Genomic DNA, 24953 nt, shown 5'->3' on the forward strand with positions numbered 1-24953 from the left:
GATTATATACCTATCCTAAAATTAGGATATTTTATCTTAAGTTTATTATGTAGAATTGGAGGCGCTATGCATAATGCAAATGAAACTTTAATAATGAATTGCGGTCAAGTTGCTCAATTAACTCCTCAAATTTATAAATTAGGGACACCTTATAACAAAAGGACACGTATATATAACTATATAACTTTAGCTAAAGCATTGGAGAATCTCAATGATCCATCCCGGTCACATGAAAATAAGGAGATTTTTTTGAGTGACAATGATGAAGAAACTAAGAAATTTCTGAGTGTAATTCGAAAAGGAATTGCTGAATATACAGGTAATGATTCTATAGATGTGAGGTTGAGAGGAAAAGAAGATAAATCATTTACTGCATGGGTATCGTTAAAAGAAGGCAGAGGTGAGTTAAAATTTGGTAACTCATTTCCTGGTAAAGCCTTAAAGGATAGTAATCCAAAAATTGGAGCTTTTACATTGGTATCTCCAGAAGATAAAAGGTTGGTGCGTGTTTCACAAAGTGATGATGGTGTAAGGCTTTATCAAATACTAAATGAGTCTTGTATAATTAAATTTAACTGGAAAGTGGGTGATAGAGATTGCAGTATTGCTTTAAATATTAGTGGAAATGGTAACGTATTTTGTACTGATTTAAGTGATAATATAAGTCCTGAGGACTTCGAGGAAAACAAAGCTGTAAAAATAAAAATTGGCTATTATGAGAATAAGAAGATGGATAAATATAATGACATGACTCTAGCAAAATTGGTCTCATTGGCTTCAAACTTACAAGGAATTGAAAGAGAAGTTATAACAATTAATCCATCAACAGGTGTAACAAGTGCAAGTGCACAGAATGTTAGTGAGTCTCAGCATTCTCAAAATATTAAATAGAAATTGCTAGCGCATTAATTATCGTACACATACACCGTTGCATGCAGTAACGGTGTATGTGTATAATCAATAGGATTTGTAAGCTCAATAAAGTTTACAACCAATTTGAAAGTTATTTTACTACATGCAAGACTCTGAAATACTAGAAACTCTAAAGATCAAAACATTAGAAGCCGAAAAAGGAGGAGGTCCTGATAGAGTTAACAAGCAACATGAAAAAGGAAAGCTAACCGCTAGAGAAAGGCTGAGTATATTGCTCGATGAAAATTCATTTCAAGAGTATGATAAGTTTGTGAAGCATCACGCAACTGATTTTGGCATGCAAAATGCTGATTTTTTAGGTGATGGAGTTGTAATTGGCCATGGTACTATTCATGGCAGAAAAGTTTTTGTTTATTCTCAGGATTTCACTGTCTTTGGTGGATCACTTGGTGCATCACATGCAAAAAAAATATGCAAAATTATGGATATGGCAATTAATGCCAGGATTCCAATTATCGGACTAAACGACTCTGGTGGAGCTAGAATTCAAGAGGGAGTAAATTCCCTTGCTGGTTACGGAGAAATTTTTCAAAGGAATGTAAATGCATCAGGCGTTATACCACAAATCTCTCTAATCATGGGCCCATGTGCTGGCGGTGCAGTTTACTCTCCAGCGCTAACCGATTTTATTTTCATGGTAAAAAATAGCTCATACATGTTTATAACCGGACCAGATGTAGTGAAAAAAGTTACCTATGAAGATGTAAGCCACGAAGATCTTGGTGGAGCAAAAATTCATACAAGCAAAACAGGAGTAGCAGATTTTGCGTTCAATAACGATGTTGAAATGCTGCTGAGAATCCGTGAATTCCTTACCTTTTTACCAGTAAATAATCAAGAGTCAACGAAATCTGTACCAATCTGCAACTTAATTGATGATGTTGATGAATCTTTGAACACTCTAGTTCCTAGTAATCCTAATACTCCTTATGATATGTATGAACTTATTGAAAAGGTGTGTGATGAAAGGAAATTTTTTGCACTAAAACCCGATTTTGCCCGTAACATCATAATTGGCTTTGGCAGAATTGGAGGAAATACTATTGGTGTTGTTGCAAATCAACCTATGCACCTTGCAGGATGCTTGGATATTGACTCTTCAAGAAAAGCTGCGAGGTTTGTAAGATTTTGTGACGCATTTAACATTCCCATCATCACACTTATTGATGTTCCAGGTTTCCTGCCAGGTACAAATCAAGAATACAATAATATAATACAACACGGAGCGAAACTGCTTTACGCTTATGCTGAAGCGACCGTGCCGAAAATTAGCCTTATCACTAGAAAAGCGTATGGTGGTGCATATATTGTTATGAACTCAAAGCATTTAAAAGGTGATATAAATTATGCTTGGCCAACTGCTGAAATAGCTGTAATGGGCCCTGAAAGTGCAGTTGAAATTATATTTAGGCATGAAAAAGACCAGCAAACGTTAATCAAAGAATATAAAGAGAAATTTGCTAATCCATTTTTTGCTGCATCACATGGATACATTGATGACATTATAGTGCCAAGTAAAACAAGGCATCACTTTCACAAAGCACTAGAGCTACTTAAAAACAAGAAAGTAGAAAGAATATGGAAGAAGCATGATAATCTTCCTTTGTAACTTTCCTCTCAGTCTTTATTGTAAGGTCTACAGTGCCGTTACACCAAGTTGGATTACCAATAACGCTAACTTTTGGGTTCCTTTTTTCTATAATATATTCTTATAGCTAAAAAATTACTTCCGCATATTCTAAATCTGATTATAATGACAATTAGAGATACTTTTAGAGCTCAAAAATTTATCTTTGTCTGCAGACTTTTTTTTATTAAACAATCAAACTCATAAAAAAATGTAGCGTATCCTCTTCAGCGTATGTGGGTGCATACACACATACTTAATTTCTGTCGTATGTGCATTGCATTTTTTTCTAATCTTTTTTTTTCAAAGGAGGATTTTATGTCCAGAATTCCAGATATTTGACGTTTACTTTAGCTAATAAAAACCAACTGGTACCTGCGGTTTTTATAGCCTCAAAATTTCAATCAAAATTCAACTATCATTCAAAGAAACTTATAGTTATTCTTAGTGTTATTACTGTAGTAACAGCGCTATGATGATAAGAATATACAATCCTTTGTAACTTTCTTCTCAGTCTTTATTATAAGGTGTTCAATAATATGGGAAGAGTAAAGTTTTAAAGAGATAATTAAAATTATCCTTATCACCTACTTAGCAATAAATTATATTTGCTTAATCGTAATTACTTACACTTCTTCAATGTCCTGTTTTATTTATGGCAAACATTAAGCTTAAAAATGTACACAGTCTATTAAATTATATTATTTGTTTTTTCCTTATATACATTCAGTATATGCATTCTGCTATTGCTTTAGATAACTCTTCATCACATTTAAAAAACTCACCTGATTTTTTACCTTTTAGAAAACCTTTTGATAATATAGAAAAAATTATTAGAACTGACAATTTTAGAAGTTTTGATCTTGATAAAAGAAATAAGCTTTATACCAATGCTCATAATAGTATCAGTCTTGTAAATATTATTAATAAAATTATCTTAGCTCAAGATAACTTATTCATACTAGAAAGTAAGCCGTATAATATAGTACTTGTTGATAATCCCAATCTTAGTAGAACTACAGGTGCTGCAGGAAAGGACTATGTAATTATTGAGGGAAGCTTAAAAAAAAATATCAAAGATTATACTAGAGTGATATCACATGAATTAATTCACAGATATATAGGACATATAATAGAGCAAGACAACGATAAGAAAAATGAAATAAAATATAAGTGGTTTTTTGAAGGATTTACGGAATTTTATGGAGTGAAAACCTTACTTGACACGAAACTTATTGATAAAGATGAGTACTTAAAAATAATTAATATTACTTTAAAAGAGTATTTTAATTCTTTAATACCTAATATTGATTTCGAAAAAACAAATCAAAAGCATTTACTTGATCAAAACATAAGCATGTTGAGTTATAACAAAGGTTTTATTCTTGCAATGATAATAGATGAGAAATTAAATGAGGTTAGTAATGGAAGGTATAACTTATTGACTACTATAAATAATATAATAAGTGAAATAACTTCAAAGAAAGTTAATTTTAATGTTGACTTATTTGCAAGTCATTTAAAACATTACTTATCAGAGTCCTTTATAAAAGATATCATAGCCTCTATAAGAGATTCTAGCATACTTCTCAGTTTGTTACCTAGTAGATTACTCAATAAAAATTTAACTTTCCAAGATACTGATAAGTATAGTGATATATGCTTTAACTTAACCAGAAGTCTAGAGCTACAAAAGATACGTGGGGTTAAATTAGGTAGTGATTGCCATAATATGGGACTCAAGGATGGTCAAGAACTAAAGTGTTATAGTATTGACTTTAATAGTGGTAATATTAAGTTAAAAGTCCTTGAAAACAAGATACCGAAAGTTATACATTTGAAAGCAAATAAAATGACGAGTAGCATTCCAATATATAAATAGCTCAGATAAATGCTTGACAAAAGCTATAGTAAACCTAGACTTTGCTATTTTAAGGCAAAATAATTATGGTAAACAATAAAGAAAAACAAGTGGATTTATTATTAGAGCTTCTTAGCGCTAATATCGGTCAAGTTAGTAGTAGTGTCATACTTAAAAGAATAGAAAAGCTTTCAGATAATTTTCATGGTAGAAATAATCACAATAGCCATTGTCAGTTTGATAGAGATGGTGGAGGGCATGGTAATATATGCTGGGCAGATAAGATAAAAGAAGACCTGACTGAGAACTATCATAAAAAGGATAGAGAAATTTCTATATAACTTTTCATTAGAGCTATTTTACGGTAATTATTCAAGAGTTGAAGGATTTGGCAAAAGAAGTCCTTTTGTATTACCGTTAATATGTGTTTCCAATAATGGTAATCTCGGCCCACTAGATGATTTGAGAACATGTGTCCCTCATAAGTTTGTTGAATATAACATAAGCAATACTAGTTGGGCTAAGTTCTCATCAGATAAATTTTTTAATAACTTTTTGAGTGATATGGAAAACAGGCCTGACGATTGTAAGCAGTGTTGTTATGAAAATATTTGTGGTGGGGGAAGTTATGGTAACAGGTTTAACCCTGCCAACGTAAGTTTTAATAATCCTTCAGTATATTGTGAGGGATTTTTGGCAAAGGATTATACAATTTCTTTTAATGCATGGATTTTCTAAAGAAAAATTACGGCAGGTATTATTGAATAGTAATACTGAAAAAGCAGCTTAATGGTAGTGTATAAAAGGTATTTACTAGACGTTTTTCTATAATCTAATTAGCATCTAGAGGATTGACTTTATGAATATCGTCCTCTAAACTGCCGTTACCAAGATTCGAACTTGGGACCTCGTCATTACCAATGACGTACTCTACCACCTGAGCTACAACGGCAAGTTCACGTATTATGATAATGAATAACATGAAAAAAAATAAGGAAAAAGAAGAAGAGAGAAAAAGATTGGCAAAAGCTTTAAAGCAAAATATTCTAAAAAGAAAAAAACAGCAACAGAGTAGACAAGATGCCAGAACTCCCAGAAGTGGAAGTCATCTCTAACTTCTTATTTGATAAAATCAAAAATAAGAAAATAAGCAATGTTACAGTCAATAATTGGAATTTGCGTGTACCAATAACAAAAAATATTGATGATTTGCTAAAGGGCAAAGTTATAAATGATATCAAGCGTAGAGGTAAATATATAATCTCGAATATAGATGCTAGTATGGCTGTAATCATACACCTTGGCATGAGCGGAAAGCTTATATATGTTGAAGACAATCAAGCACAGAACAAACATGATCATGTGATATTCTTATTTTCTGACAACACTTCACTAATCTTTAATGACCCAAGAAGGTTTGGATTAGTGATTGTTTTAAACAGAGAGCAAGAACTAAATTTTTTTAATAACCTAGGAATAGAACCCCTCACAGATGAATTTAATGGAAATTATTTACAGAAGTTGCTACAGAGCAGAAAAGCAAATATCAAATCGGTATTAATGAATAATAAGCTAATAGTTGGCGTAGGTAACATATATGCTTCTGAGAGCTTATTTAGAGCTCGCATATCACCACTTAGGCTAGCACAAGATTTAACATATATAGAGTGCGAAAAACTTGCTATCGAAATAAAAAATACTCTGAGTGATGCAATTGCTGCTGGTGGTTCAACACTGAAAGATTATGCACAACCATCTGGATCTGCTGGATACTTTCAAAATAACTTTTACGTATATGGTAAAGTGCAAAAACCTTGCAGAATCTGCAACAATATCATAACACTTATACGACAAAATGGTCGTAGCACTTATTTTTGCAATGCATGTCAGAATTAAATTTTATTTTTGCATATGACACTCTTACCTGAAAAAGATCCTTTTGATTTGTTCTCAAAGTGGTATCAAGAAGTACTTAATTTTCCGTGTAAAGAGTCAACTGCAATGACGCTAGCAACGTGTAGCAAAGACTGCATTCCATCTGCAAGAGTGGTATTACTAAAGGAGTATAGTAAAGAAGGTTTTGTGTTCTTTACTAACGTAAACAGTAGAAAAGGAAAAGAATTGACTGAGAACCCCAAAGCTGCACTCGTATTTCATTGGACAGAATTTTCTAGACAAGTACGAATTGAAGGAGAAGTTAGGCTTCTAAGCGGCAAAAAGGCTGACGAATATTTCTCCTCTCGAGCACGCGATAGTCAAATTAGCGCGTGGTGCTCAAAACAATCAAGAGTTCTGAAAAATTGGCAAGATTTTGAGCAGGCTATAGAATTGAAAGAGAAAGAATTTCACAATACACAAGTTTCTCGTCCTGACTTTTGGGTGGGATTTTGCGTAATCCCAAAGGTAATTGAATTTTGGCAAGAAGGTGAATATAGGAGACACACTAGATTTAGATATACTCTTGTTGAGAAAAGCAATTGGAAAGTGGAACAATTATATCCCTAACGTTAGAGAAAGCTACTCTGCAGATCAAAAATAAAGATTTATTGTCATCCTGATCAAGTAACTTTTTATGGTTTAAAAACTTGTTGTATGTAATGTATTGTAATACTTACGCAAAATATTTTAGTGCATTCTCAAATATGAGCATTCCATCACCATATTTTGGCATAGCCACTCCTGAACGTTTACATTTTTCTTTTTCAAGAGGCCAGTTGTCCTGCTGAGTAAAAAATATTCCTCTCTCTGGGTGAGGCATTAAAGCTAAAACTCTACCACTTTTGTCTGACAAAGCTGCCAGGTCGTGTATAGATCCGTTTGGATTGTAAGGAAATTGTAAATTTGCATAGTCACCATTTTCATCAACGTAACGCAGTGCAACGGAATTATTTTCAATCAATTGATTCAAAGTATCTTGATCCATAAAAAATTTGCCTTCCCCATGAGCAATAGGGAGATATAGTTCACTCAGGCCCCGTAGCCAAACAGAATTACTCTGCGGATTAACTCTCACTCTAATCCAACGACATTGGTAATTACCTATATCATTAGAGGTTAAAGCTAGATTAGAGAATTCTGGAACTAACTTTACTAATATCTGGCAACCATTACATATCCCTATAATAAGCTTATCCTGAGATAAGAAATTTTGAAATTCGTCTAACAAGTTGTTTTTTATACGCAAAGCAAACGCATTACCAGCACCAGTGTCATCACCATAGGAAAAACCTCCTGGAATTGCAAGTATATTGCTTAATTTCAGTTCACTTGGATTATCTATAATATCATTAATGTGAACGATTTTTACTTCAATATTATTAATACCAAGCTTTCTGCTACATTCCATAAATGCAAATGCAGTTTCTTTTTCGCAATTTAAGCCATAACCAGATAGGATTGTAATTTTCATGAATCAAAAAACTCGAACTTTCTTTTTACAAAATTTGCTATTAAATTCAAAGCAAATAGCATTAACAATAAAGCTATAATTGCAATGGCAGCAAGCTCAATAAATGCAATTTCAGGACTACTTGACCATATGTATATTTGTACAGGTAAAACAGTTGCCGGATCGAAGAAGGATGTAGGTGTATCAGCAATAAATGCTACCATGCCTATCATAAGTAAAGGGGAAGATTCGCCTAAAATCCTTGCAATTGCAAGCACTGCACCATGTATTATCCGTGGCAACGCAATCGGTAAAGAGTGATCCAATATCACCTTGATGTGAGGTGCACCTAGCGCAAACGCTGCATCTTTTATTGCAATAGGAACGTTTGTAAAGGCATTTTTTGTTGCAATAATAATATTAGGCAGCATCATAAATGAAAGAGTCATCCCGCCAACAAGCGGTGAAGAACGGGGTAAACCAAATATGCCCAAGTAGAGAGTCAGTCCTACCACACCAAATATTATCGAAGGCACTGCAGCAAGGTTATTCATGCTAATTTCTACAATACTGGTTATTAGCCTATTTCTAGGCATAAATTCATAAAGACAGATACCTGACATAATTCCTATTGGCAATGCCAACGCTAAGCATACTATAATTGTCATTAATGAACCGATAAATGCCCCTAAAATCCCTGCATTCTCAGGCTCACAAGAATCAGACTTAAGAAACAGAGACTTATTAAAAAATTTTCTTACTCTTCCCTTCTCTTTTAACCAATCAAGTAATTTAGCATAATGATCATTCAAATGTTTATATTTATTTATTGAATTAATTATACTTGACGCGGTAAACCAGATCTCATATTCACCACTATCTTTTACTTTCTTATGAGAAAATTTCTCTAGTTCTTTGTAAGAATTACGACTTAAAATTTCGTCACCGTCTTTAAAATCAGTTCCTTCAAACACCTTACGTAAAGAATTGTTGAGTAAGCCAATGGACTTATATCGTAAATCACCAGGATTATTAGTTAAAATAAGATCAGCATTTATTTCAACTGGTAATAAAATTTTCGTTACTGTTAAAGCACTGTAAGAGTTAACTAATATACTTAGTAATATACATATAGGACACCCAATTGAGACAATCAGTGCTGTAAAAGAGCAAAAGCATAAAATGTTGTTCTTTTTATTTTTTCTTTTTACACGAGCATGTACGCGCTTAGATTGAAGTAACTTAAGAAAGTTTTTCTTTATTATACCCATTTACTTTTCTTTACATGAGGATTTGAAAAGACTTTCCCCTTTTTCCAGTGCTTGAACTGAGATCTAACAGGCTTTGCCTGCAAATAATTTTTATATTTTCCATGAAAGCACAAACCAAAAGGAGAATCTGGATCCCAGTGGGCTTTGTTGCACAGCTCTTCGGATAGTGGGTAATGTATAATAAATTCATGAAGCTATATCAAACTTAGCCATGCCTATTTCAGTAAATTTGTTAAGCAAATAACACTTGAGTAGCAGTTCCTTCTCACGATTAATCTCAGATTTATTCCTAAAACTAAATCCAAATATTTGCTTCAGTCGCGAGAAAAAACTTTCTATATAAGATCTCTTCCAATAATTTATCTCTTTTTTCCACCTCTTCATACCATCTTCATCATATGACTTTATGAGCTTGATTGTAGAATTTCTCTCATTCATATAATCCAACTTTGGATGCTCTACTGCATTATTTTGCGGAGGAATCCTTGTCTTTATGTCAAGCTCATCGCACAGTTTGTATAACTTCTTTCGATTATATGCCCTATCTGCATATATCGTGCTTATGTTATACTTGGTATCCACTCTTTCAATAAGATCACAGGCTCCATAGTGGTCGGAATAAACTCCACTACTGTATTTTGCAGCTATAACTTTTTTACTACCTATCTCTAGCATTACATGTAGCTTTCTTGTTTGCTCATAGCGGCGATACTTTCTATCTGTACCATTTGCCTTACTATGGCCTGGAATATTATTGTAGATGCTGATACCTGTACTATCTATAGCAATTTCAATATCTTCCATATCGTTCTTATCAACTCTGCAGTCGTTGATTTTGATATTAAGCTTTTTAAACCTTCTTGAAGCCTGCGAATAGCTGATAATTTGCAAAATTTTCCCTATTTGCTCAAGATATTTCTCTATAAATCCCACTGTTTGCCTAAGACCAATCCTGAATAGATAGGTTATTATGTGAATTAGAATCACTACTTTGTCGCTGTAGACATTGTTGCCACCTGCTACTTTTGGACTATTTTCGTACCAATTTTCAATGGCATCGTTGATATAATGAAAAACATTTCCCCTTTCTTGAAGAAATTTGTTATATTCATTGCAGTTACTGACTTTCATTCTTATTGGCATATTTTTCCTTTGTCGGCTAAATATCTATTTTATAACAAATTCCATCAGTAACTGCCTGTTCTTTCCTTGAGTGGTGCAACAAAGCCATCCTAGTGTCAAACATTGGGATGACACCACAGCAGGAGGGAAAGTACAGTTGTGCGCCACACACTGGGATAATAAGAGAGAGTTTTGAGATGATACAATTGACATCACTCCCTATTGTATCTACTTAGATTTTTTTTTAACATAAGTAGTACGTTCTTTGATCCTTGCAGCTTTCCCAAATAGCTTGCACAGATAATATAATTTTGCTCTACGGACCTTTCCCTTTCTCATCACTTGTACTGAAATTAATGCAGGAGAGTAAACAAAAAATTGTGATACTATACTTTCTCCATGACTTACCTTTCTAACTGAAAAAGAAGAGTGTAATCCACGATTTCTTTTTGATATACATACGCCCTCAAATATCTGTATACGCTCACCCGTACTATCAACTACCTTAAAAGTGACCTTCAAATCATCGCCAGGACAAAAAGCTGGCATCTCTTTGGCTAACCTTTGTATTTGTTGTTCGTTAAATTTTTCAAGTAAGTTTGTCATTTATCATCTCCATTCAACAATTCAGGTCGACGTTCCTTTGTTCTAACATATGACTGTTCCCTTCTCCAATCACTTATTTTTCTGTGATTGCCAGACAACAGAACCTCAGGAACTTTGTACCTACTCCACTGCTCAGGTCTAGTATATTGAGGATATTCAAGTATACCACCACTATAACTAAAACTTTCTTCAGCAACGCTATCGAAATTATTTACTACACCTGGAAGAAGCCTAATACATGCATCAAGAACCACCATCGCAGCTGGCTCACCTCCCGAAAGTATATAATCTCCAATACTTAACTCATAAGGAGTATACACATCAATTACTCTTTGGTCAACACCTTCAAATCGACCACACAATATTGTTACATGAGGAATTTCTGTTAACTCCTTCGCAATTCTCTGATTAAATTTTGTACCAGATGGAGTCATATAAATAAATCTAGTATTTTTATGAGCAGAAAGCACATTATCAACTGCATTACCAATCACATCTGGGCGCATAACCATCCCTGCTCCACCTCCATATGGAACATCATCCACAGTTGAATGTTTATCTTTAGCAAAAGAACGAATATTTACTATTTCAAGATTCCATATTTTTTTTTCCAACGCTTTTCCGGCAAGAGAATAGTTCAAAAACCCGGGGAACATTTCTGGAAATATGGTTAATATTGTAACACTAAACGTCATTAGCAAATTTGTAGTAAACTAAGCAGCAATTTGATATTATCTTATAGTATACAGCTAAATTAATCATGTCACTGAATAAAACGATATACGAAGGTAAAGCCAAAGTCATTATTGAAACTGAAGACTCATCAACTGTTATACAGTACTTTAAAGATGATGTTACAGCGTTCAACAAGGAAAAATATGAAATTATTGAGGGCAAAGGAATAATTAATAATCATGTTAGTGCTTTTATCATGGAAAAGCTTGAAGAAGCAGGAATTAGCACGCACTTTATAAACACTCTAAACGAAAGAGAACAGCTAGTCAAAAAGCTCAAGATAATACCTCTTGAGGTAGTGGTTAGAAACATTGCAGCTGGCAGCTTTTGCAAACGTTTTAATATCAAAGAAGGTGAGGCACTTACATCTCCTATAATCGAGTTTTTTTACAAAAATGATGACCTAGCCGACCCAATGGTGAATGAAAATCACATATTATATTTTGGTTGGTTATCCCATAAAGAAATGGAAGAAGTTAAAACTACAACTTTAAAGATCAACAAAATCTTAGTCGACCTATTTTCAAATGCAAATATATATTTAGTTGATCTCAAGTTAGAATTTGGCAAATTGATAAACAACAGCACTAAAATCATTTTAGCCGATGAAATCAGCCCTGATAATTGTAGGCTATGGGATAAAAATACTCATAAAAAGCTAGACAAAGATGTTTTCCGTTTAAATCTAGGAAACTTAAAGGAAGCATACTCAGAAGTTGCAAAAAGACTGTCGGTAAAGTTAGACTAACCAAATACTACTCTATCAAGTGGAGGCTGACATGCTTCATCAAGTTTTCCAATAATCTCAATTTTTTCTCCACGCTTTTGGAAATGGCTTTCCACATCCTTCATATTATCGGGATCTACAATCAGTACTATACCTATGCCGCAATTAAATGTTTTTAACATTTCTCTCTTTTCTATTTTACCTTCTTCTTTCAGCCATAAAAATATATCTGGCCATTTCCAAGAATTAATATTTATGTCTACAAATAAATTTCCTGAGAGAATTCTTGGAATATTGTCTATTAACCCGCCACCTGTTATATGCGCAATGCCTTTTACCTTTGGCATAATAGGCAACAAAGAATCAACATATATCTTTGTTGGCTTAAGTAATATTTCACCCCAAGATTTATTATTCCATGGAGATATATCATTATAATTTATACCTAAGCTTTTAAAAATATGGCGCACCAAAGAAAATCCATTTGAGTGAATTCCATTTGATTCTAAACCAACTACACAGTCACCTGCTTTCATTATACTACAATTTGGAAGAATTTGCTTTCGATCAACAACACCAACCACAAACCCTGCAAGGTCATAGTGATTGTTACCATACATTCCAGGCATTTCTGCAGTTTCTCCACCAACTAATGCTATTTTAGATTCCTTGCACCCTTCTGCAATGCCCTGGATTACAGACAATAAAACGTTTTTGTTTAAAACGCCTGTTGCAAAGTAATCAAGGAAAAATAAAGGTGTTGCTCCTTGTGCAAGTAAATCATTTACACACATTGCAACTAAGTCTATACCTATAGTATCATGCTTATTCACCTCTTGAGCTATTAATAGTTTTGTGCCCACTCCATCAGTTGAGGAAACAAGTACTGGATGGTCGTATTTCTTACTCAGCGAAGAAAAGTCAAACAATGCGGAAAATGATCCTACTTCACTAATTACTTCTTCTCCTTTAGTCTTTTCAATAATAGGTTTAACTTTTTTTATTAGTTCATTATATAGTTTAAGGTCTATTCCAGATTTAGCATAAGTATTCATAACGCCTTCACAAATCTTATAATTATTAATACTACATTAATGCTTTGACACAAAAAGCGCAACGAAACTTTCTCTTAAATTGACTACTACATGCCTACCAATATAGGGTTAACTTAAATCATTTATACTTTTATCCAATGAATAAAAACATAATGTTAATAACAGAGTGCCTATCAGGACGAATTCTCCATGATTTTGCTAGTTCTATGCAAGGAATAGTGGGTGGATTGGAAGAGCTTGAAGAAAACAACCCTAATATGCAAAGTGAAGCATTGTCATTGCTTAAAGAAAGCTCCGATGATTTAATATATAAATATAAAGTTATGAAGCAAGCGTATTCTCATTCATCAGATAATTGCAGCTTTGTTAAGACTAAATCCAATATAGAAAATTATTTATTAAAAAAAAAGTAAAGCTTCAGTGGAGAGTAAGTGAATGTCCTACAGAAAACTTAATTGAAAAAATAAATAAGATAATTTCCAATATGGTGATAACTATAATCAGTGCAGTGGCACAAATTGAATTAGTGTCTATTTTACTGACTAAAACAGAAGATAAAACACTACTCACTATAAAAGTAGTAAATGAACATAAATCAATAAGTACATTATTAGTGAGCAAATTAACAAAAAAAAATGATATTCGTTTGGATACAAAAGACATTATTATCTATATGACTTCTTTACTGTTAGAACAGTATAACACTAAAATCAATTGCACTTGTGAAAGTAATTCACTGAATATAGGCTTAACTATAACTTGAGATGGCTTCATATTTCATAAAAGGGAATCGATACTATAAATTTGAATCTTGGGTAAGGAAAGGAAAAATTTTGTGGAGTAACTTAGACATAAAATCTGTAGTTAATTTGCAGGAAGTATTAAATAAACCATACGCGTCAAGTTAAGGAAATATCGTGAAATATAGCAACATTTGAGATGGGCATTTTATTGTCCCAAATTTGGGAGAAAAACCCTGGACTTGAAGTCCATCCTTTTAAGAATATAATTTTAAGGTGAAAAATCTGAAAGAATGTGGAATATTATAGAAAAAGCAGTCACTCTGTATATATATCACATAGTGTGGATAACAAAATATCGATATCCAGTACTAGTTGGAGATATTGGACAGAAAGCTAAAGAAGTTGTACAAGAAGTATGTGCAAATAATCAAGTAGAAATTATCAGAGGTAGAGTTGCGTCAAGTCATGTACACGTATACGTTTCTGTACCCCCATACTTAAGTATTAGTAAGTTAGTGCAGTTAATAAAAGGAAAAAGTTCCAGAAAAATCCAGAAAAACTTTCCAGAGCTAAAAAAGAGATATTGGGTTGTGGGCAGTAGGCTAGTTTGTCAGGACTAGCGGAAATGTAACTGACGAAATGATAAAAAATTATATTGAAAATCACTCTAAAAAAGAAGATAAATTTGGTGACTTTCAAGTCGAAAGTTAGCATTCTATGCTCTCTCTCAATCTTTGGATTTTAATCCATAGTGGTTGAATTGTTACATTTATTTTTTTAGGGAGTTCTTATCTAGAAGAAGATAATTTTTTCAGAAGAATCTATAAATTAATAACTTTATTTAACACTCCCTAATTTACCTCACAACTCATTTTAACATATATGAAAATAATGTTTAAAGAATTTTTTCCTGCAGTAATGAATTATTATGAAGCTTGCATTTTCTGTCGCTTACTACTGGGATAGCTTGACAGTTGCAGTACATGTCTATCAATGATAAAATAAAGATCAGTTTATTTTGATACTATGATTAGGTTACTCTTTGTTGCACTATTATTTCTTTGTGGTGCTGATGCACTTGCAAAACAGGAACCACGACCAATAGCTGGTGATAACCACATAAAGGTAATGAATTATAATCCACAGGCTATACATAAGTACACGGGCTTTTATGGTTATCAATCCAGCATATTGTTTGAGCCAGGGGAGGTAATAGAAAGTCTTTCAATGGGTGATGCAACCGGTTGGCAACTCCTTCCTCAAGGTAATAGATTATTTATTAAGCCTATAGATGATATTGCCGATACTAATGCAACTATAATTACCAATAAAAGAGTTTATTATTTCGAATTTCATGCTGAAGAAGCAAACGGGCTAGATGATCCAAGGTTAGCATATGAAGTAAGGTTTCTTTATCCACTGTTCAACAGTGATGAAATTTATTCAACGAGTAACGGTGATATTCTAGAGCAAGCTATTCATACCACTATCCCTGATATAAGTGATATTGAGGTTATAAAGAAAGGCTTGAATTTTAACTATTCCATCTCGCACGTTAAAGGCAGTCAATCAATAATACCAATTAAGGTTTTTGATGACGGAAAATTTACATATCTACAATTTAATAAAATAAACTCTGATTTCCCGGCAGTTTTTATGGTTGATTCTGCAGGATATGAATCCTTGATAAATTTTCGTACAGTTGATGACTACCTGATAATTGAAAGAGTAAGCTCGGTATTTACCTTAAGAAACGGATCAAGTACAGTCTGCCTGTTTAATGAAAACATACCTTTCAAAAAAGGTAAGTGATTAAAGGCTATAGTATTCTTATAGGTGCAAAATTCTTTCTATGGTGCTTCGTAATTCCATGAAGGCCAATAGCGCTGAGGTGTTCTTTTGTTCCATATCCTTTATTTTTATACCAATTATATTGAGGATGTTTATTATGCAATTCTTCCATAAGCCGATCTCTTGTAACTTTTGCAACGATTGAAGCGGCTGCAATTGATATACTTAAACTATCACCATTCACTATAGATTTTACTTGCCATTTTACTTCAGGTGGTTGATTACCATCAACTAGCACATAATCTAGTTCTAGATTCAAGTTTGCCAACGCACGTTTCATTGAAAGCTTTGTTGCTTGCAAAATATTGTATGAGTTTATTTCTTCTACGCTTGCCATTCCTATACCAAATTTTGCAACAGACGTTATTTTTTCGTATAGAACTTGCCTACACTTAGGGGTTAGCTTTTTTGAGTCGTTTATTCCATCAATAACCGTATCTCTATCAGTAAATATTACAGCTGCAGATATCACTGGACCGGCAAGCGGACCTCTTCCTACTTCATCTACTCCTGCTATAATTCCTGATAATGTATTTTCTAATGAAAAGTCTGGATATTTCATAATTCCTATAATAAGAAAGTTAAAGCAAAAATCGAACAAACGATAGAAATTATCCAAAATTTTATAACTATTGTATTTTCTGACCACCCTTTCTTTTCAAAGTGATGATGTATTGGTGTCATAAGGAAAATTCTTCTTCCTGCTCCATATCTAAATTTTGTATATTTAAAATATGATACCTGAATAATCACAGATAAAGTCTCTATTACAAAGATTATTCCAATAACGGCAAAAAGCATTTCTTTTTTAATTAGAACACTAGTGAGTCCTAAAGCTGCACCGATTGATAGGCTTCCAACATCACCCATAAATATTTTTGCTGGATGTGTGTTAAACCACAAGAAACTTAAAATAGCTCCTATAAATGCAATGCAGAATAAAGTAATGTTTACATCTGTCTGAGTGATGTATGCAATTAGCCCCAAAAAAGCAAAGGAAGTAATGGCTTGAGTTGCAGCAAGGCCATCTAGGCCATCTGTAAGATTCACAGCATTAGAAGAGCCGACAATTACAAATGCAGCAAACGGAAGATATAGATAGCCAAGGTCGATTGCTACTTCTCTAAATAGAGAAATTTTTGTAAAACCTTCAGCAGATTGTAGCTTAAGTATAAACATACAGACCAGAGTAACGACAAACTGAATAAGTATTTTGGTTTTTGCACTTAAACCTCGGTGGTGATTTGTCTTCAATTTTAAATAGTCATCAATAAATCCAAGTAGAGCAAAAAATAGAGTTATAAATACCAGCAATGAAATTTCTGGTGTTAATTGAGTCCAAAGCAGGATTGGTAATAAAGCAGAAGTTAGTATTATTATTCCACCCATAGGTGGTATATTCTTTTTTGTTATTAAATGACTTTCTGGTCCATATGATCTGATTGGTTGTCCATCTTTACTTATCTTTTTTAGAAGTTTTATAAAATAGGGAAAGAGAATAAACCCAAAAATAAATGAGATAAAAAACGTCTTTGTAGATGAGATCACCTGCCTATTCAAAATTAACTAGATATTATACCAAAAGCTTTACCTAATCTCAATTTATACCTTTTTATCAGCTCATTTTATTTGGAGTAAATTTAGTTATTGATTAGCTATAGCAAAGTTTACATACTGATATTTAGTTAATGGTAAGAGGTAGCATATGTTAGATTATATTAAAAAGCTTTTGTGGGCTACTACAGTACCTGATAATGAGAGTAGAGTTAAAAGTTCTTACATGCATATAGTAGAGAAACCTTCTTTTGGTGATGCAGCTTCAAAGTTGAGTAAGGAAGAAAGGTCAGAAGAGCATCTTGTTCTTCTAAAAGGTAAAGGCAATAGCTCTGGTACAACTGTAACAGAAGGATCGTCTAGTATTCAGAATGCAGTATCAGGCAAGAACAAGCGTGAATATATTAAATTAGACAGTGATGAAGAATGGGATAAATTCTTTAAGTTACAGAATGATCCAGACACTAATACTACAAACAAAGAACCTTTTTCTCCGAAGAAAGGAGAATCTCACTATCATGGTAAAGAGATTGTAGGCAAGATTGCTGACCAAATTAAGGCAGAGATATCGAAGGTATATACCATAGAGTCCATAATGATAAAAGAAGGCAAAAGGGAAGGTAATATTGTTTACCCCACCGTGAGAGTTGTGCTACATGCCAATAAAGAAGGAGTAGATATAGCTAAACTTCTAGGCGGTAGTATATGTAAAGAGTATGGTGTAAGAACAATTACATTTTGTTATCCTAATCAAGAAAAAAAGAGAGGGGCATGTTGCTATATTAATAATGATAGTGATAATGAGGAAAGAGTTTATGAAATAATTAGTGGGTTATATGAAATGACTTTAAAGTGGTATGTTGATGGAAGAGAATGCAAAATTAAAGTTAACATTGATGGTAATAATGGTGTAACTCTCCTTGAAGGCAACGGTGTTACTGCAGAGCAGTTGCGTGCAAATAAAGAAGTCAAAATAGGTAAGAGACGTGAACCAAAATCTTTATATGAAGCGTTAGTACCGCAATTGCAACAAAAGAGCTCTGAATCAGTCAAGGTTTTACAGCAGCCTTCAACAGATGTAACAAATGTGACAACAACACCAACTTCTACTTCTCAGAGATGTAGGTATCCTCTTATCTAAATAAGGAAAAGCGAAAATAGTATGAGTTGCTTGCAAATGTAAGTAACTTGTACTTCTATGATGAATAACACAATATTACCAAGAAATTTCTATGAACGGCCAACTTTAACCGTAGCTGGGGAGCTGCTAGGCAAGATGCTGAAATTTTCTAATTTTAGTGGAATAATAACTGAAGTTGAAGCGTATATAGGAATGGATGACCCAGCTTGTCATGCAGCAAGAGGCTATACTAATCGAACCTCAGTAATGTTTGGTACGCCAGGGTTTTCGTACGTATATTTTATATATGGAATGTACTATTGTCTAAATATTGTAACAGAAGCAGAAGGATTCCCAGCAGCAGTGTTAATACGAGGATTAAAGCTCACTGAACCGCTTGAAGCAAATTTAGGCGGGCCAGGCATACTGTGCAAAAAATTAAACATTACAAAAGAACATAATAAACAAGACCTTACTATAAGTCATGAATTTTGTCTCTATGAATATCACCTCAAACCAGATTATGTGTGCACTCCAAGAATCGGAATTAGTAAAGGCAAGGAGAAATTTTGGCGATTTAAAAGTTGCGTTTTAGCAGACATGCCTAAAATCACACTCAACAATAAATATTAGACCTCCTGCATAAACTAGATAAAAAGGCAAATAGCCTTTTATGTTTACCAACAATAGACTTCTTGGATAACCTAAGGATATTTTTTGATCTTCTATGGGGGAGTTGAACATTCCCTTTTTATAAAACTTTTGCATACTCCTATTTAACTTTAATAGCTCTTTATCTTCCTGAAATCTGGATGTTTTATCAATGCATCTTCTATTCAGCCGTTAGCAAGAACTTTCACTTATTCCATAGCTTTGCACTATATGGAAATATGTACGGTATTTACACAAATATTCGAGTGATATTAATAAATATATTTGGTTTTCCTCCTCTTGCCTTTTTCTTGGCCTCTTCCTCTATTAAAATTTCTATTATTTTTCCAATGTTTTTCTTTTTACTCCTCTTAGTCTTCGAAGCTTCTCTTCATCAAGTTTACTTATCTGCTCAAAATTTATACCTTCCCTAATATTGCTTCTACTACTTGTTTCTTAAGTTATCCAAGAAGTCTATTGTCTGTTCAGATACGAGGTAGCTGCTGCCATTTGAAATATTTTATTCACCTAAAATTACATTCTACCTATTTTAAAAGTAGTTTAAAAAAACTTTATAGACTGCATACAAAAGACCTAACATCTTTAGCAATGCCTTCATAAATCCTTACTAAATCCTCACTTAGTATTGAAGGATTTCCACAATCAGAAGCACTACATATTTGCGGATCTAGAGGAACTCTGCTCAAGAGTTTGACTCCCAGCTCTTCAGACATTTTTTTTGCACCACCTTTTCCAAATATGTGTATTTTTGAATTATCTTGAACAAAATAGCTCATATTTTCCACAATGCCGATAATTGGCACGCTGAGCTTTGTGAACATATCATAAATTTTTTGTGCATCGATTAAAGCAAGCTCCTGTGGAGTTGAAACTATTATTGCTCCAGTTAAACTAAAATTCTCCATCAGACTTAAATGTACATCGCCAGTGCCAGGCGGTGTATCAATGATTAAATATTCTATATCAGACCACCTTGTTCCCATTAGCAAATTGTAAAGTGCTTTTGTGATCATAGGTCCACGCCATATTACTGCGCGGTCCTTATCAATAAAATAGCCAATTGAAATAGTATAGAGACCATGTTTCTCTATAGGCATTGCTTTACCACTCTGTATTTCTGGTTTTAATTTCTCAGTGCCCAACATTTTAGGAATCGAAGGACCATATATATCTGCATCAACTAGCGCAACTTTATGTTTTAATTCTGCTAACGAAAGAGCTAGATTTAGTGCAACTGTCGACTTACCCACACCTCCTTTACCAGAAGCAACGACAATTATATTTTTCACTCCTTCGATATGAAGTTTAGCTTTTTGTTGCCTAGCTTGTTTTTGACCAGTAGCAACTACAGTAACCTTTCCTACTCCCGGTATCGCCTTAACAGCTTGCTCACAATTTTTTCTTAATTCTTCATTTGGCTCAGTAACTTCAAGAGCAAAAGCAACATCTTTACCCTTAATAACAATTGAGGATACTACACCAACATTCTTACCACTTTTCTTCTCTATAACCTTTTTTAGGCTCTCTCTTACGATTTCCTCATTAACCTGTGTAAAATTTTTCCAGAACATATGATGAAATTTTTTCTATTGGTGTATACTAACATAGAATAATTAAACTGCACTGACTTTAAAACGAGGTTACAAGAATATGCTAAATCATCAAAATTTAACACGAAAACAAAAAGATTTGTATTTTTAGCTAAAAAGATCTATATGGAATGGAAGGAGCATCAGCGATATCTTGGAAGCAGTTTCAGGAAATGATTTACTAAAGTTCTTATCACTTGATATACTACACAATTTCCAAGAGGTGGGGAACGCACTTTAACACTACTTAGCCTAGCTATACATAGAGACAATAATGAATGTGTTAATTCTATTTAGAACAAGCTCAAAACAATGGTATACTACAAGATATTCTTACTGCTCCAAATATTATAAACTATCAAAATGGTTTGATGTACACCTTAACATCGCTTGGCTTTGCCATACATCATAATAAGGGAAGGTATATTAATGTTATTTTAACAACAGCCCAAGAAAATGGTATATTACAAGATATTCTTTCTTCTAGAAATATTGTACAGTATTTAAATATTATAGCGTGTACTTTAACGCCACTTAACTTTGCTATATATAAAGGCAATAACGAATGTATCAATTCTATTTTAATACGAGTTCAAAATAGTGATACACTACGAAATATCCTTACTTCTAAAGATATTGTGCAGTTTCCAGGCGTGACGTATGTCATTAAACCATTTGCCTTTGCTATATATAAAGGTAATAATGAATGTGTCAATTCTACTTTAATACGAGCTAAAAATAGTAGCATGCTACAAGATGCATTTACTGAAGTAAGTACTGTACTGTTTCCATATGGTAGATATACTTTGAATGCTTGTGAGCTAGCTGTAGTTGTTAATGAGAACAATGCTAGTATTAGGACTGCATTAGATAATGTATCTATTTCTTCTAGGTATGTTAGAGAAAATAGCAAAGTTAATTAATTTCTTAAGTAACTCTTTCTTGCAAGTACTACTTTTTTATGTATCTGTTCAGGCAATGGCGTTAACTTAAGAGAATGAATTAGCAAGCTCTCCTAAAGACATTATGGCGTTTAGGCTTATCTACTTTATTGCGGCTATACAATCTTCACGTTAACTTTAGTGCGTATTTTAAAAAGGGCTTGAAAGTTTTTTGGTGCTAATAAGCACCTGATAAAGTTTCTGTCTCATTACACCAAATAAAACTGAAAAATTTAAACGATACTCAGCAATTTGATCTGGGTTCCAAGGCTCTTGTGCATTACACATATGAAGTATTGCACATGACCAAGTTTGCACAAAATTCTTGTTTCTAAATTTATCCCAGAAAAATTCTCTAATTCTGCTTCTACTTTGAGTCGTTTATAGCACTCCTCTATGTGACACTTAATAGATAAGCTTTACTGATATCTTCTTTATTGAAATAAAATAGAAACCAAAGGTCCTATTTTTTACAGTATTTTATTCCTTAACATCTTTTCTTAAGTTGACGCTATTGGGCTTTGTTGCATCGCTATCTACGATGAATAAAAGATAAAATGTAGAATATCAGTAGCTTATTATTCTAGCATTTATAGTAAGGACAATCAGTAAATATCTAAATTTAAGTAAAAGAAGTTTTACTATCATTCACTAATCTAGCTAGAATTCAAGAATTTCAATGCTTTAGCTATTTTAAGTAGAATTAAATTTACTAGTACAAACAATAAATTACTATTCTTAAATTTAATCAGATAGATTGCAAAAAATAAGATTTTCAATAAGCTGCTTGTATAGTTAGCCTTTCATAGATAGTGATGCAACAAAGCCCGCTGGAATCTAGTTCATATTATATATTTATCTGATAAGTTCCATGTATGTGTAATTTATTTAAATTGACTTCTTATCATATAATTAAATACATTATTGAAAATTAAAGGTAAGGTTATAGCAATGGAAATTTCAAATTGGCACGAATTATTGAGTTTAGTTAATGTTGACAAAGATTTAAGCAAAGATAACGTAATTGAAAAAATACAAAATGAGCTGAAAAGATATTCAAAGGAATATGAAGAGTGGGAAAAGTCTGGCTTTGATATAAATTATGTGTTTAAAGATGGTGAAAAAGCGACTCTTTTGCACTTGGTGGCTTCCTTTAACCTAGAAAATATAGCGAAGGCTCTCATGGAAAAAAGGGCAAATGTTAATGAAAAAGATGTAAAAGGAGATACTCCTTTACATAATACTACTTATCTTGATAGTATAAACATAGCAAACGCTCTCATAGAAAAAGGTGCAGATGTTAATGCAATAAATATATGGAGAAGGACTCCTTTACACTATGCTGCTTTATTTCGCAGTATGGCCATAATAGATGCTCTTGTAGAAAGAGGTGTCAATGTTAATGCAGTAGATATGTGGGGAGAGACTCCTTTATACTATCTTAATTGTCCAGCAATTAAGAAAGGGTGGATTGCCGGTGGAGTAACTGCATTATTAGGTACTGCTATATCTATAGCACTTTTTACAGCCGGAGCAATTACAGCTGAGTTAATACCTATAGTTATAGCAGTAGTTGCAATTACAGCAACAGCATTAATAGTTGGCAATGCTATATATAAATTGTCAAAGCCTGACACTCAAGTTGATAAACCAATCTCAGCAAATCGACAGCAAGAAACTGCTAGCGATAGTAGGGTTGCCTAGCGATTCTGCCACAGTGTCAGCTGCTTTAATGATATCCATTTGTTCCTATAATTGTCTTTTCTTGGCTACCTTATTTTGCTATTCTGCTGAACAGAGACAAATTTACTTTCTTACTTCACTCACTAAAATTTTAATATGTCGTTTCTTTCCTGCAGATAATTTTATAAATGGCTGACCTTTAAAGCTTTCAGAGTTTATTGTATAGTTAACATCGTTTATAGTATTATCATTAACTTTGCATCCATTGCCTTGTATTAAACGCTTTGCCGCACCTTTTGAAGGTTCAAAACCGGTGTCATACAGCAGGTCTATCAAGGGTATACCATTTGCAATTTGTTCTTTTGTAATAGTGTAACCAGAAAGCAATGAACTGTCTTCATTTTCAAAAGCAGAGATTGCAGCAGATCGTGCAAGTTCGGCTTCTTTGCAACCGTGACATATTTTCGTCACTTCTGTTGCCAAAACCTTTTTTGCTTCGTTTGTTTCTTGATCCTTCAAGGACTCTAGTTTTTTAATTTCATCAATTGGTAAATCAGTGAAAAGTCTCAAGAAACGACCAACATCTTGATCATCAACATTGCGAAAATATTGCCAGTAATCATAAGAATTTAGCATGCTGCCATCAAGCCATACTGCCCCACTTTCAGTTTTGCCCATCTTTTTTCCTTGTGCGTTTAATAAAAGAGGTGTGGTAAGACCAAACAGCTCAGGTAAATTTAACTTTTTGCTAAGTTCAATTCCGTTTACTATATTTCCCCATTGGTCTGACCCTCCAATCTGGAAACGACAGCCATACTTTTTATTCAACTCGACAAAATCATAGGCTTGTAACAACATGTAATTAAACTCGAGAAAGCTTAGATTTTGCTCCCTATCTAGCCTAATTTTCACACTATCAAAGCCTAACATGCGATTTACAGAAAAATGTGTCCCTATATCACGCAAAAAGTCTATATATTTTATGTTATCTAACCAATCTGCGTTGTTTACTATGATTGCACCAGTTTTTCCATAATCGAAAGATATCATCTTCTCGAGGGTTTTCTTTATACCAAGTATATTTTGATTGATATCTTCTATCGGCAAGACGCTTCTTGCTTTGTCTTTACCAGATGGGTCACCAATTTTTGTTGTGCCACCTCCAAGTAGAACTATTGGCTTATAACCGAATTTTTGTAGGTGACGGAGCATCATGATTTGAATGAGACTGCCAATATGCAAACTTGGTGCCGTACAATCAAACCCAATGTATGCAATTATATAATTATCTTGTGATAATAGCTGGTCTAACCTATCAATGTTTGTACATTGATATAGGTATCCTCTTTCTTGAATGAAGTTTAAAAACTCGGATTTATGTTTCATAATATGTTATTTTGTGTGTAAACGGTGTTGTTAACGATGGTGTCATTCCAGTGCTTGACGCTGGAATCCAGTTTATTATGAAATTTCAT

27 protein-coding genes, 1 tRNA gene and 3 pseudogenes are annotated in these 24953 nt (G+C 33.3%); 17 read left to right on the forward strand and 14 right to left on the reverse strand.

Features of this window, described 5'->3' with window-relative positions:
• The first annotated feature begins 66 nt into the window (after positions 1-66).
• The 5 genes from ACQ4M0_RS05035 (at position 67) to ACQ4M0_RS05055 (ending at position 5159) form a co-directional block, all read left to right on the forward strand.
• A complete protein-coding gene (locus ACQ4M0_RS05035; protein WP_438456325.1) occupies positions 67-891 on the forward strand; it encodes a hypothetical protein in 825 nt (274 codons plus the stop codon).
• Between the two features lie 124 nt (positions 892-1015).
• Positions 1016-2542 carry an acyl-CoA carboxylase subunit beta gene (locus tag ACQ4M0_RS05040; protein WP_007302285.1) on the forward strand — a complete coding sequence of 509 codons (1527 nt, stop codon included), beginning with the start codon at positions 1016-1018 and terminating at the stop codon, positions 2540-2542.
• 751 nt (positions 2543-3293) lie between these two features.
• A complete protein-coding gene (locus ACQ4M0_RS05045; protein ID WP_019236860.1) occupies positions 3294-4442 on the forward strand; it encodes a hypothetical protein in 1149 nt (382 codons plus the stop codon).
• 65 nt (positions 4443-4507) lie between these two features.
• Positions 4508-4762 (forward strand): hypothetical protein, encoded by a 255-nt coding sequence (locus ACQ4M0_RS05050; RefSeq protein WP_019236861.1) that lies wholly within the window; start codon positions 4508-4510, stop codon positions 4760-4762.
• Between the two features lie 121 nt (positions 4763-4883).
• A complete protein-coding gene (locus tag ACQ4M0_RS05055) occupies positions 4884-5159 on the forward strand; it encodes a hypothetical protein (protein WP_149168765.1) in 276 nt (91 codons plus the stop codon).
• A gap of 141 nt (positions 5160-5300) precedes the next feature.
• Here the strand turns inward: ACQ4M0_RS05055 and ACQ4M0_RS05060 are convergent.
• Positions 5301-5373: transfer RNA gene (locus ACQ4M0_RS05060), tRNA-Thr, on the reverse strand.
• A gap of 19 nt (positions 5374-5392) precedes the next feature.
• On the opposite strand from ACQ4M0_RS05060, the gene ACQ4M0_RS05065 reads away from it, so the two are divergent.
• The 3 genes from ACQ4M0_RS05065 to pdxH are packed head-to-tail and all read left to right on the forward strand — an operon-like array spanning position 5393 to position 6926.
• Positions 5393-5536: a hypothetical protein gene (locus ACQ4M0_RS05065; protein WP_264685792.1), complete on the forward strand. Its 144-nt coding sequence runs from the start codon at positions 5393-5395 to the stop codon at positions 5534-5536.
• The gene (mutM, locus tag ACQ4M0_RS05070) at positions 5502-6317 is read left to right on the forward strand and encodes a bifunctional DNA-formamidopyrimidine glycosylase/DNA-(apurinic or apyrimidinic site) lyase (RefSeq protein WP_149168767.1); all 816 of its coding nucleotides are present in this window, start codon (positions 5502-5504) and stop codon (positions 6315-6317) included. The genes ACQ4M0_RS05065 and mutM overlap by 35 nt, the downstream gene beginning before the upstream one ends.
• Positions 6318-6332: 15 nt before the next feature.
• Complete coding sequence (gene pdxH, locus ACQ4M0_RS05075; protein WP_006014087.1) at positions 6333-6926, forward strand: pyridoxamine 5'-phosphate oxidase; 594 nt, start codon at positions 6333-6335, stop codon at positions 6924-6926.
• Between the two features lie 106 nt (positions 6927-7032).
• Here the strand turns inward: pdxH and ACQ4M0_RS05080 are convergent, their stop codons facing one another.
• The 6 genes from ACQ4M0_RS05080 to trmD form a co-directional block, all read right to left on the reverse strand.
• Positions 7033-7830, reverse strand: a complete 798-nt coding sequence (locus ACQ4M0_RS05080; protein WP_438456326.1) for a phosphoribosylformylglycinamidine synthase subunit PurQ — start codon at positions 7828-7830, stop codon at positions 7033-7035.
• Positions 7827-9080 (reverse strand): DUF3333 domain-containing protein, encoded by a 1254-nt coding sequence (locus ACQ4M0_RS05085; protein ID WP_438456327.1) that lies wholly within the window; start codon positions 9078-9080, stop codon positions 7827-7829. The genes ACQ4M0_RS05080 and ACQ4M0_RS05085 overlap by 4 nt, the downstream gene beginning before the upstream one ends.
• Before the next feature lie 186 nt (positions 9081-9266).
• On the reverse strand, positions 9267-10223 hold the full coding sequence (locus ACQ4M0_RS05090; protein ID WP_213863789.1) for an IS5 family transposase: 957 nt from the start codon (positions 10221-10223) through the stop codon (positions 9267-9269).
• 16 nt (positions 10224-10239) lie between these two features.
• A complete protein-coding gene (locus tag ACQ4M0_RS05095; protein WP_438456328.1) occupies positions 10240-10374 on the reverse strand; it encodes a hypothetical protein in 135 nt (44 codons plus the stop codon).
• A 56-nt stretch (positions 10375-10430) separates the two neighbouring features.
• A complete protein-coding gene (gene rplS, locus ACQ4M0_RS05100; RefSeq protein WP_007302278.1) occupies positions 10431-10808 on the reverse strand; it encodes a 50S ribosomal protein L19 in 378 nt (125 codons plus the stop codon).
• Positions 10805-11503 (reverse strand): tRNA (guanosine(37)-N1)-methyltransferase TrmD, encoded by a 699-nt coding sequence (gene trmD / locus ACQ4M0_RS05105; protein ID WP_012481936.1) that lies wholly within the window; start codon positions 11501-11503, stop codon positions 10805-10807. The genes rplS and trmD overlap by 4 nt, the downstream gene beginning before the upstream one ends.
• Positions 11504-11568: 65 nt before the next feature.
• On the opposite strand from trmD, the gene purC reads away from it, so the two are divergent.
• Positions 11569-12291: a phosphoribosylaminoimidazolesuccinocarboxamide synthase gene (gene purC, locus ACQ4M0_RS05110; RefSeq protein WP_007302276.1), complete on the forward strand. Its 723-nt coding sequence runs from the start codon at positions 11569-11571 to the stop codon at positions 12289-12291.
• Here purC and purM read toward each other — a convergent pair.
• Positions 12288-13325 carry a phosphoribosylformylglycinamidine cyclo-ligase gene (purM, locus tag ACQ4M0_RS05115; RefSeq protein WP_438456329.1) on the reverse strand — a complete coding sequence of 346 codons (1038 nt, stop codon included), beginning with the start codon at positions 13323-13325 and terminating at the stop codon, positions 12288-12290. The genes purC and purM overlap by 4 nt on opposite strands.
• Before the next feature lie 137 nt (positions 13326-13462).
• Between purM and ACQ4M0_RS05120 the strand changes: the two genes are divergently transcribed.
• From ACQ4M0_RS05120 to virB9, 4 genes and pseudogenes are all read left to right on the forward strand, one after another.
• Positions 13463-13738, forward strand: a complete 276-nt coding sequence (locus ACQ4M0_RS05120) for a hypothetical protein (RefSeq protein ID WP_438456330.1) — start codon at positions 13463-13465, stop codon at positions 13736-13738.
• Complete coding sequence (locus ACQ4M0_RS05125) at positions 13723-14088, forward strand: histidine phosphotransferase family protein (protein WP_125855783.1); 366 nt, start codon at positions 13723-13725, stop codon at positions 14086-14088. The genes ACQ4M0_RS05120 and ACQ4M0_RS05125 overlap by 16 nt, the downstream gene beginning before the upstream one ends.
• Before the next feature lie 272 nt (positions 14089-14360).
• Positions 14361-14779 (forward strand): annotated as a pseudogene (tnpA, locus tag ACQ4M0_RS05130) (IS200/IS605 family transposase).
• A gap of 315 nt (positions 14780-15094) precedes the next feature.
• Entirely contained in the window at positions 15095-15880 is a 786-nt protein-coding gene (virB9, locus tag ACQ4M0_RS05135) for a P-type conjugative transfer protein VirB9 (RefSeq protein ID WP_438456331.1), read from the forward strand.
• Between the two features lie 7 nt (positions 15881-15887).
• On the opposite strand, the gene ACQ4M0_RS05140 is transcribed toward virB9, so the two are convergent.
• Positions 15888-16481, reverse strand: coding sequence for a ribonuclease HII (locus ACQ4M0_RS05140; RefSeq protein ID WP_007302272.1), 594 nt, complete (start codon positions 16479-16481; stop codon positions 15888-15890).
• Between the two features lie 5 nt (positions 16482-16486).
• Positions 16487-17467, reverse strand: a complete 981-nt coding sequence (mraY, locus tag ACQ4M0_RS05145) for a phospho-N-acetylmuramoyl-pentapeptide-transferase (RefSeq protein WP_052264679.1) — start codon at positions 17465-17467, stop codon at positions 16487-16489.
• A gap of 157 nt (positions 17468-17624) precedes the next feature.
• Between mraY and ACQ4M0_RS05150 the strand changes: the two genes are divergently transcribed.
• Both ACQ4M0_RS05150 and ACQ4M0_RS05155 read left to right on the forward strand, forming a co-directional pair.
• On the forward strand, positions 17625-18614 hold the full coding sequence (locus tag ACQ4M0_RS05150) for a hypothetical protein (protein WP_438456332.1): 990 nt from the start codon (positions 17625-17627) through the stop codon (positions 18612-18614).
• Between the two features lie 60 nt (positions 18615-18674).
• Positions 18675-19226, forward strand: a complete 552-nt coding sequence (locus ACQ4M0_RS05155) for a DNA-3-methyladenine glycosylase (protein WP_012481934.1) — start codon at positions 18675-18677, stop codon at positions 19224-19226.
• 213 nt (positions 19227-19439) lie between these two features.
• Here the strand turns inward: ACQ4M0_RS05155 and ACQ4M0_RS05160 are convergent.
• Positions 19440-19590: pseudogene (locus tag ACQ4M0_RS05160) on the reverse strand (IS5/IS1182 family transposase); the annotation flags it as partial.
• A gap of 226 nt (positions 19591-19816) precedes the next feature.
• A complete protein-coding gene (locus ACQ4M0_RS05165; protein ID WP_019236868.1) occupies positions 19817-20836 on the reverse strand; it encodes an Mrp/NBP35 family ATP-binding protein in 1020 nt (339 codons plus the stop codon).
• A 389-nt stretch (positions 20837-21225) separates the two neighbouring features.
• Between ACQ4M0_RS05165 and ACQ4M0_RS05170 the strand changes: the two genes are divergently transcribed.
• Complete coding sequence (locus tag ACQ4M0_RS05170) at positions 21226-21777, forward strand: WD_0033/WD_0034 family tandem repeat-containing protein (protein WP_438456333.1); 552 nt, start codon at positions 21226-21228, stop codon at positions 21775-21777.
• A 79-nt stretch (positions 21778-21856) separates the two neighbouring features.
• Here ACQ4M0_RS05170 and ACQ4M0_RS05175 read toward each other — a convergent pair.
• A pseudogene (locus ACQ4M0_RS05175) lies at positions 21857-22237 on the reverse strand (IS4-like element ISWosp8 family transposase); the annotation flags it as partial.
• A 509-nt stretch (positions 22238-22746) separates the two neighbouring features.
• Between ACQ4M0_RS05175 and ACQ4M0_RS05180 the strand changes: the two are divergent.
• On the forward strand, positions 22747-23499 hold the full coding sequence (locus tag ACQ4M0_RS05180) for an ankyrin repeat domain-containing protein (RefSeq protein ID WP_007302265.1): 753 nt from the start codon (positions 22747-22749) through the stop codon (positions 23497-23499).
• 102 nt (positions 23500-23601) lie between these two features.
• Here the strand turns inward: ACQ4M0_RS05180 and tyrS are convergent, their stop codons facing one another.
• Positions 23602-24864, reverse strand: coding sequence for a tyrosine--tRNA ligase (tyrS, locus tag ACQ4M0_RS05185; protein WP_012481931.1), 1263 nt, complete (start codon positions 24862-24864; stop codon positions 23602-23604).
• Positions 24865-24953 lie beyond the last annotated feature (89 nt).

It is taken from the genome of Wolbachia endosymbiont of Kerria lacca (assembly GCF_051602725.1).
Taxonomy (GTDB): domain Bacteria; phylum Pseudomonadota; class Alphaproteobacteria; order Rickettsiales; family Anaplasmataceae; genus Wolbachia.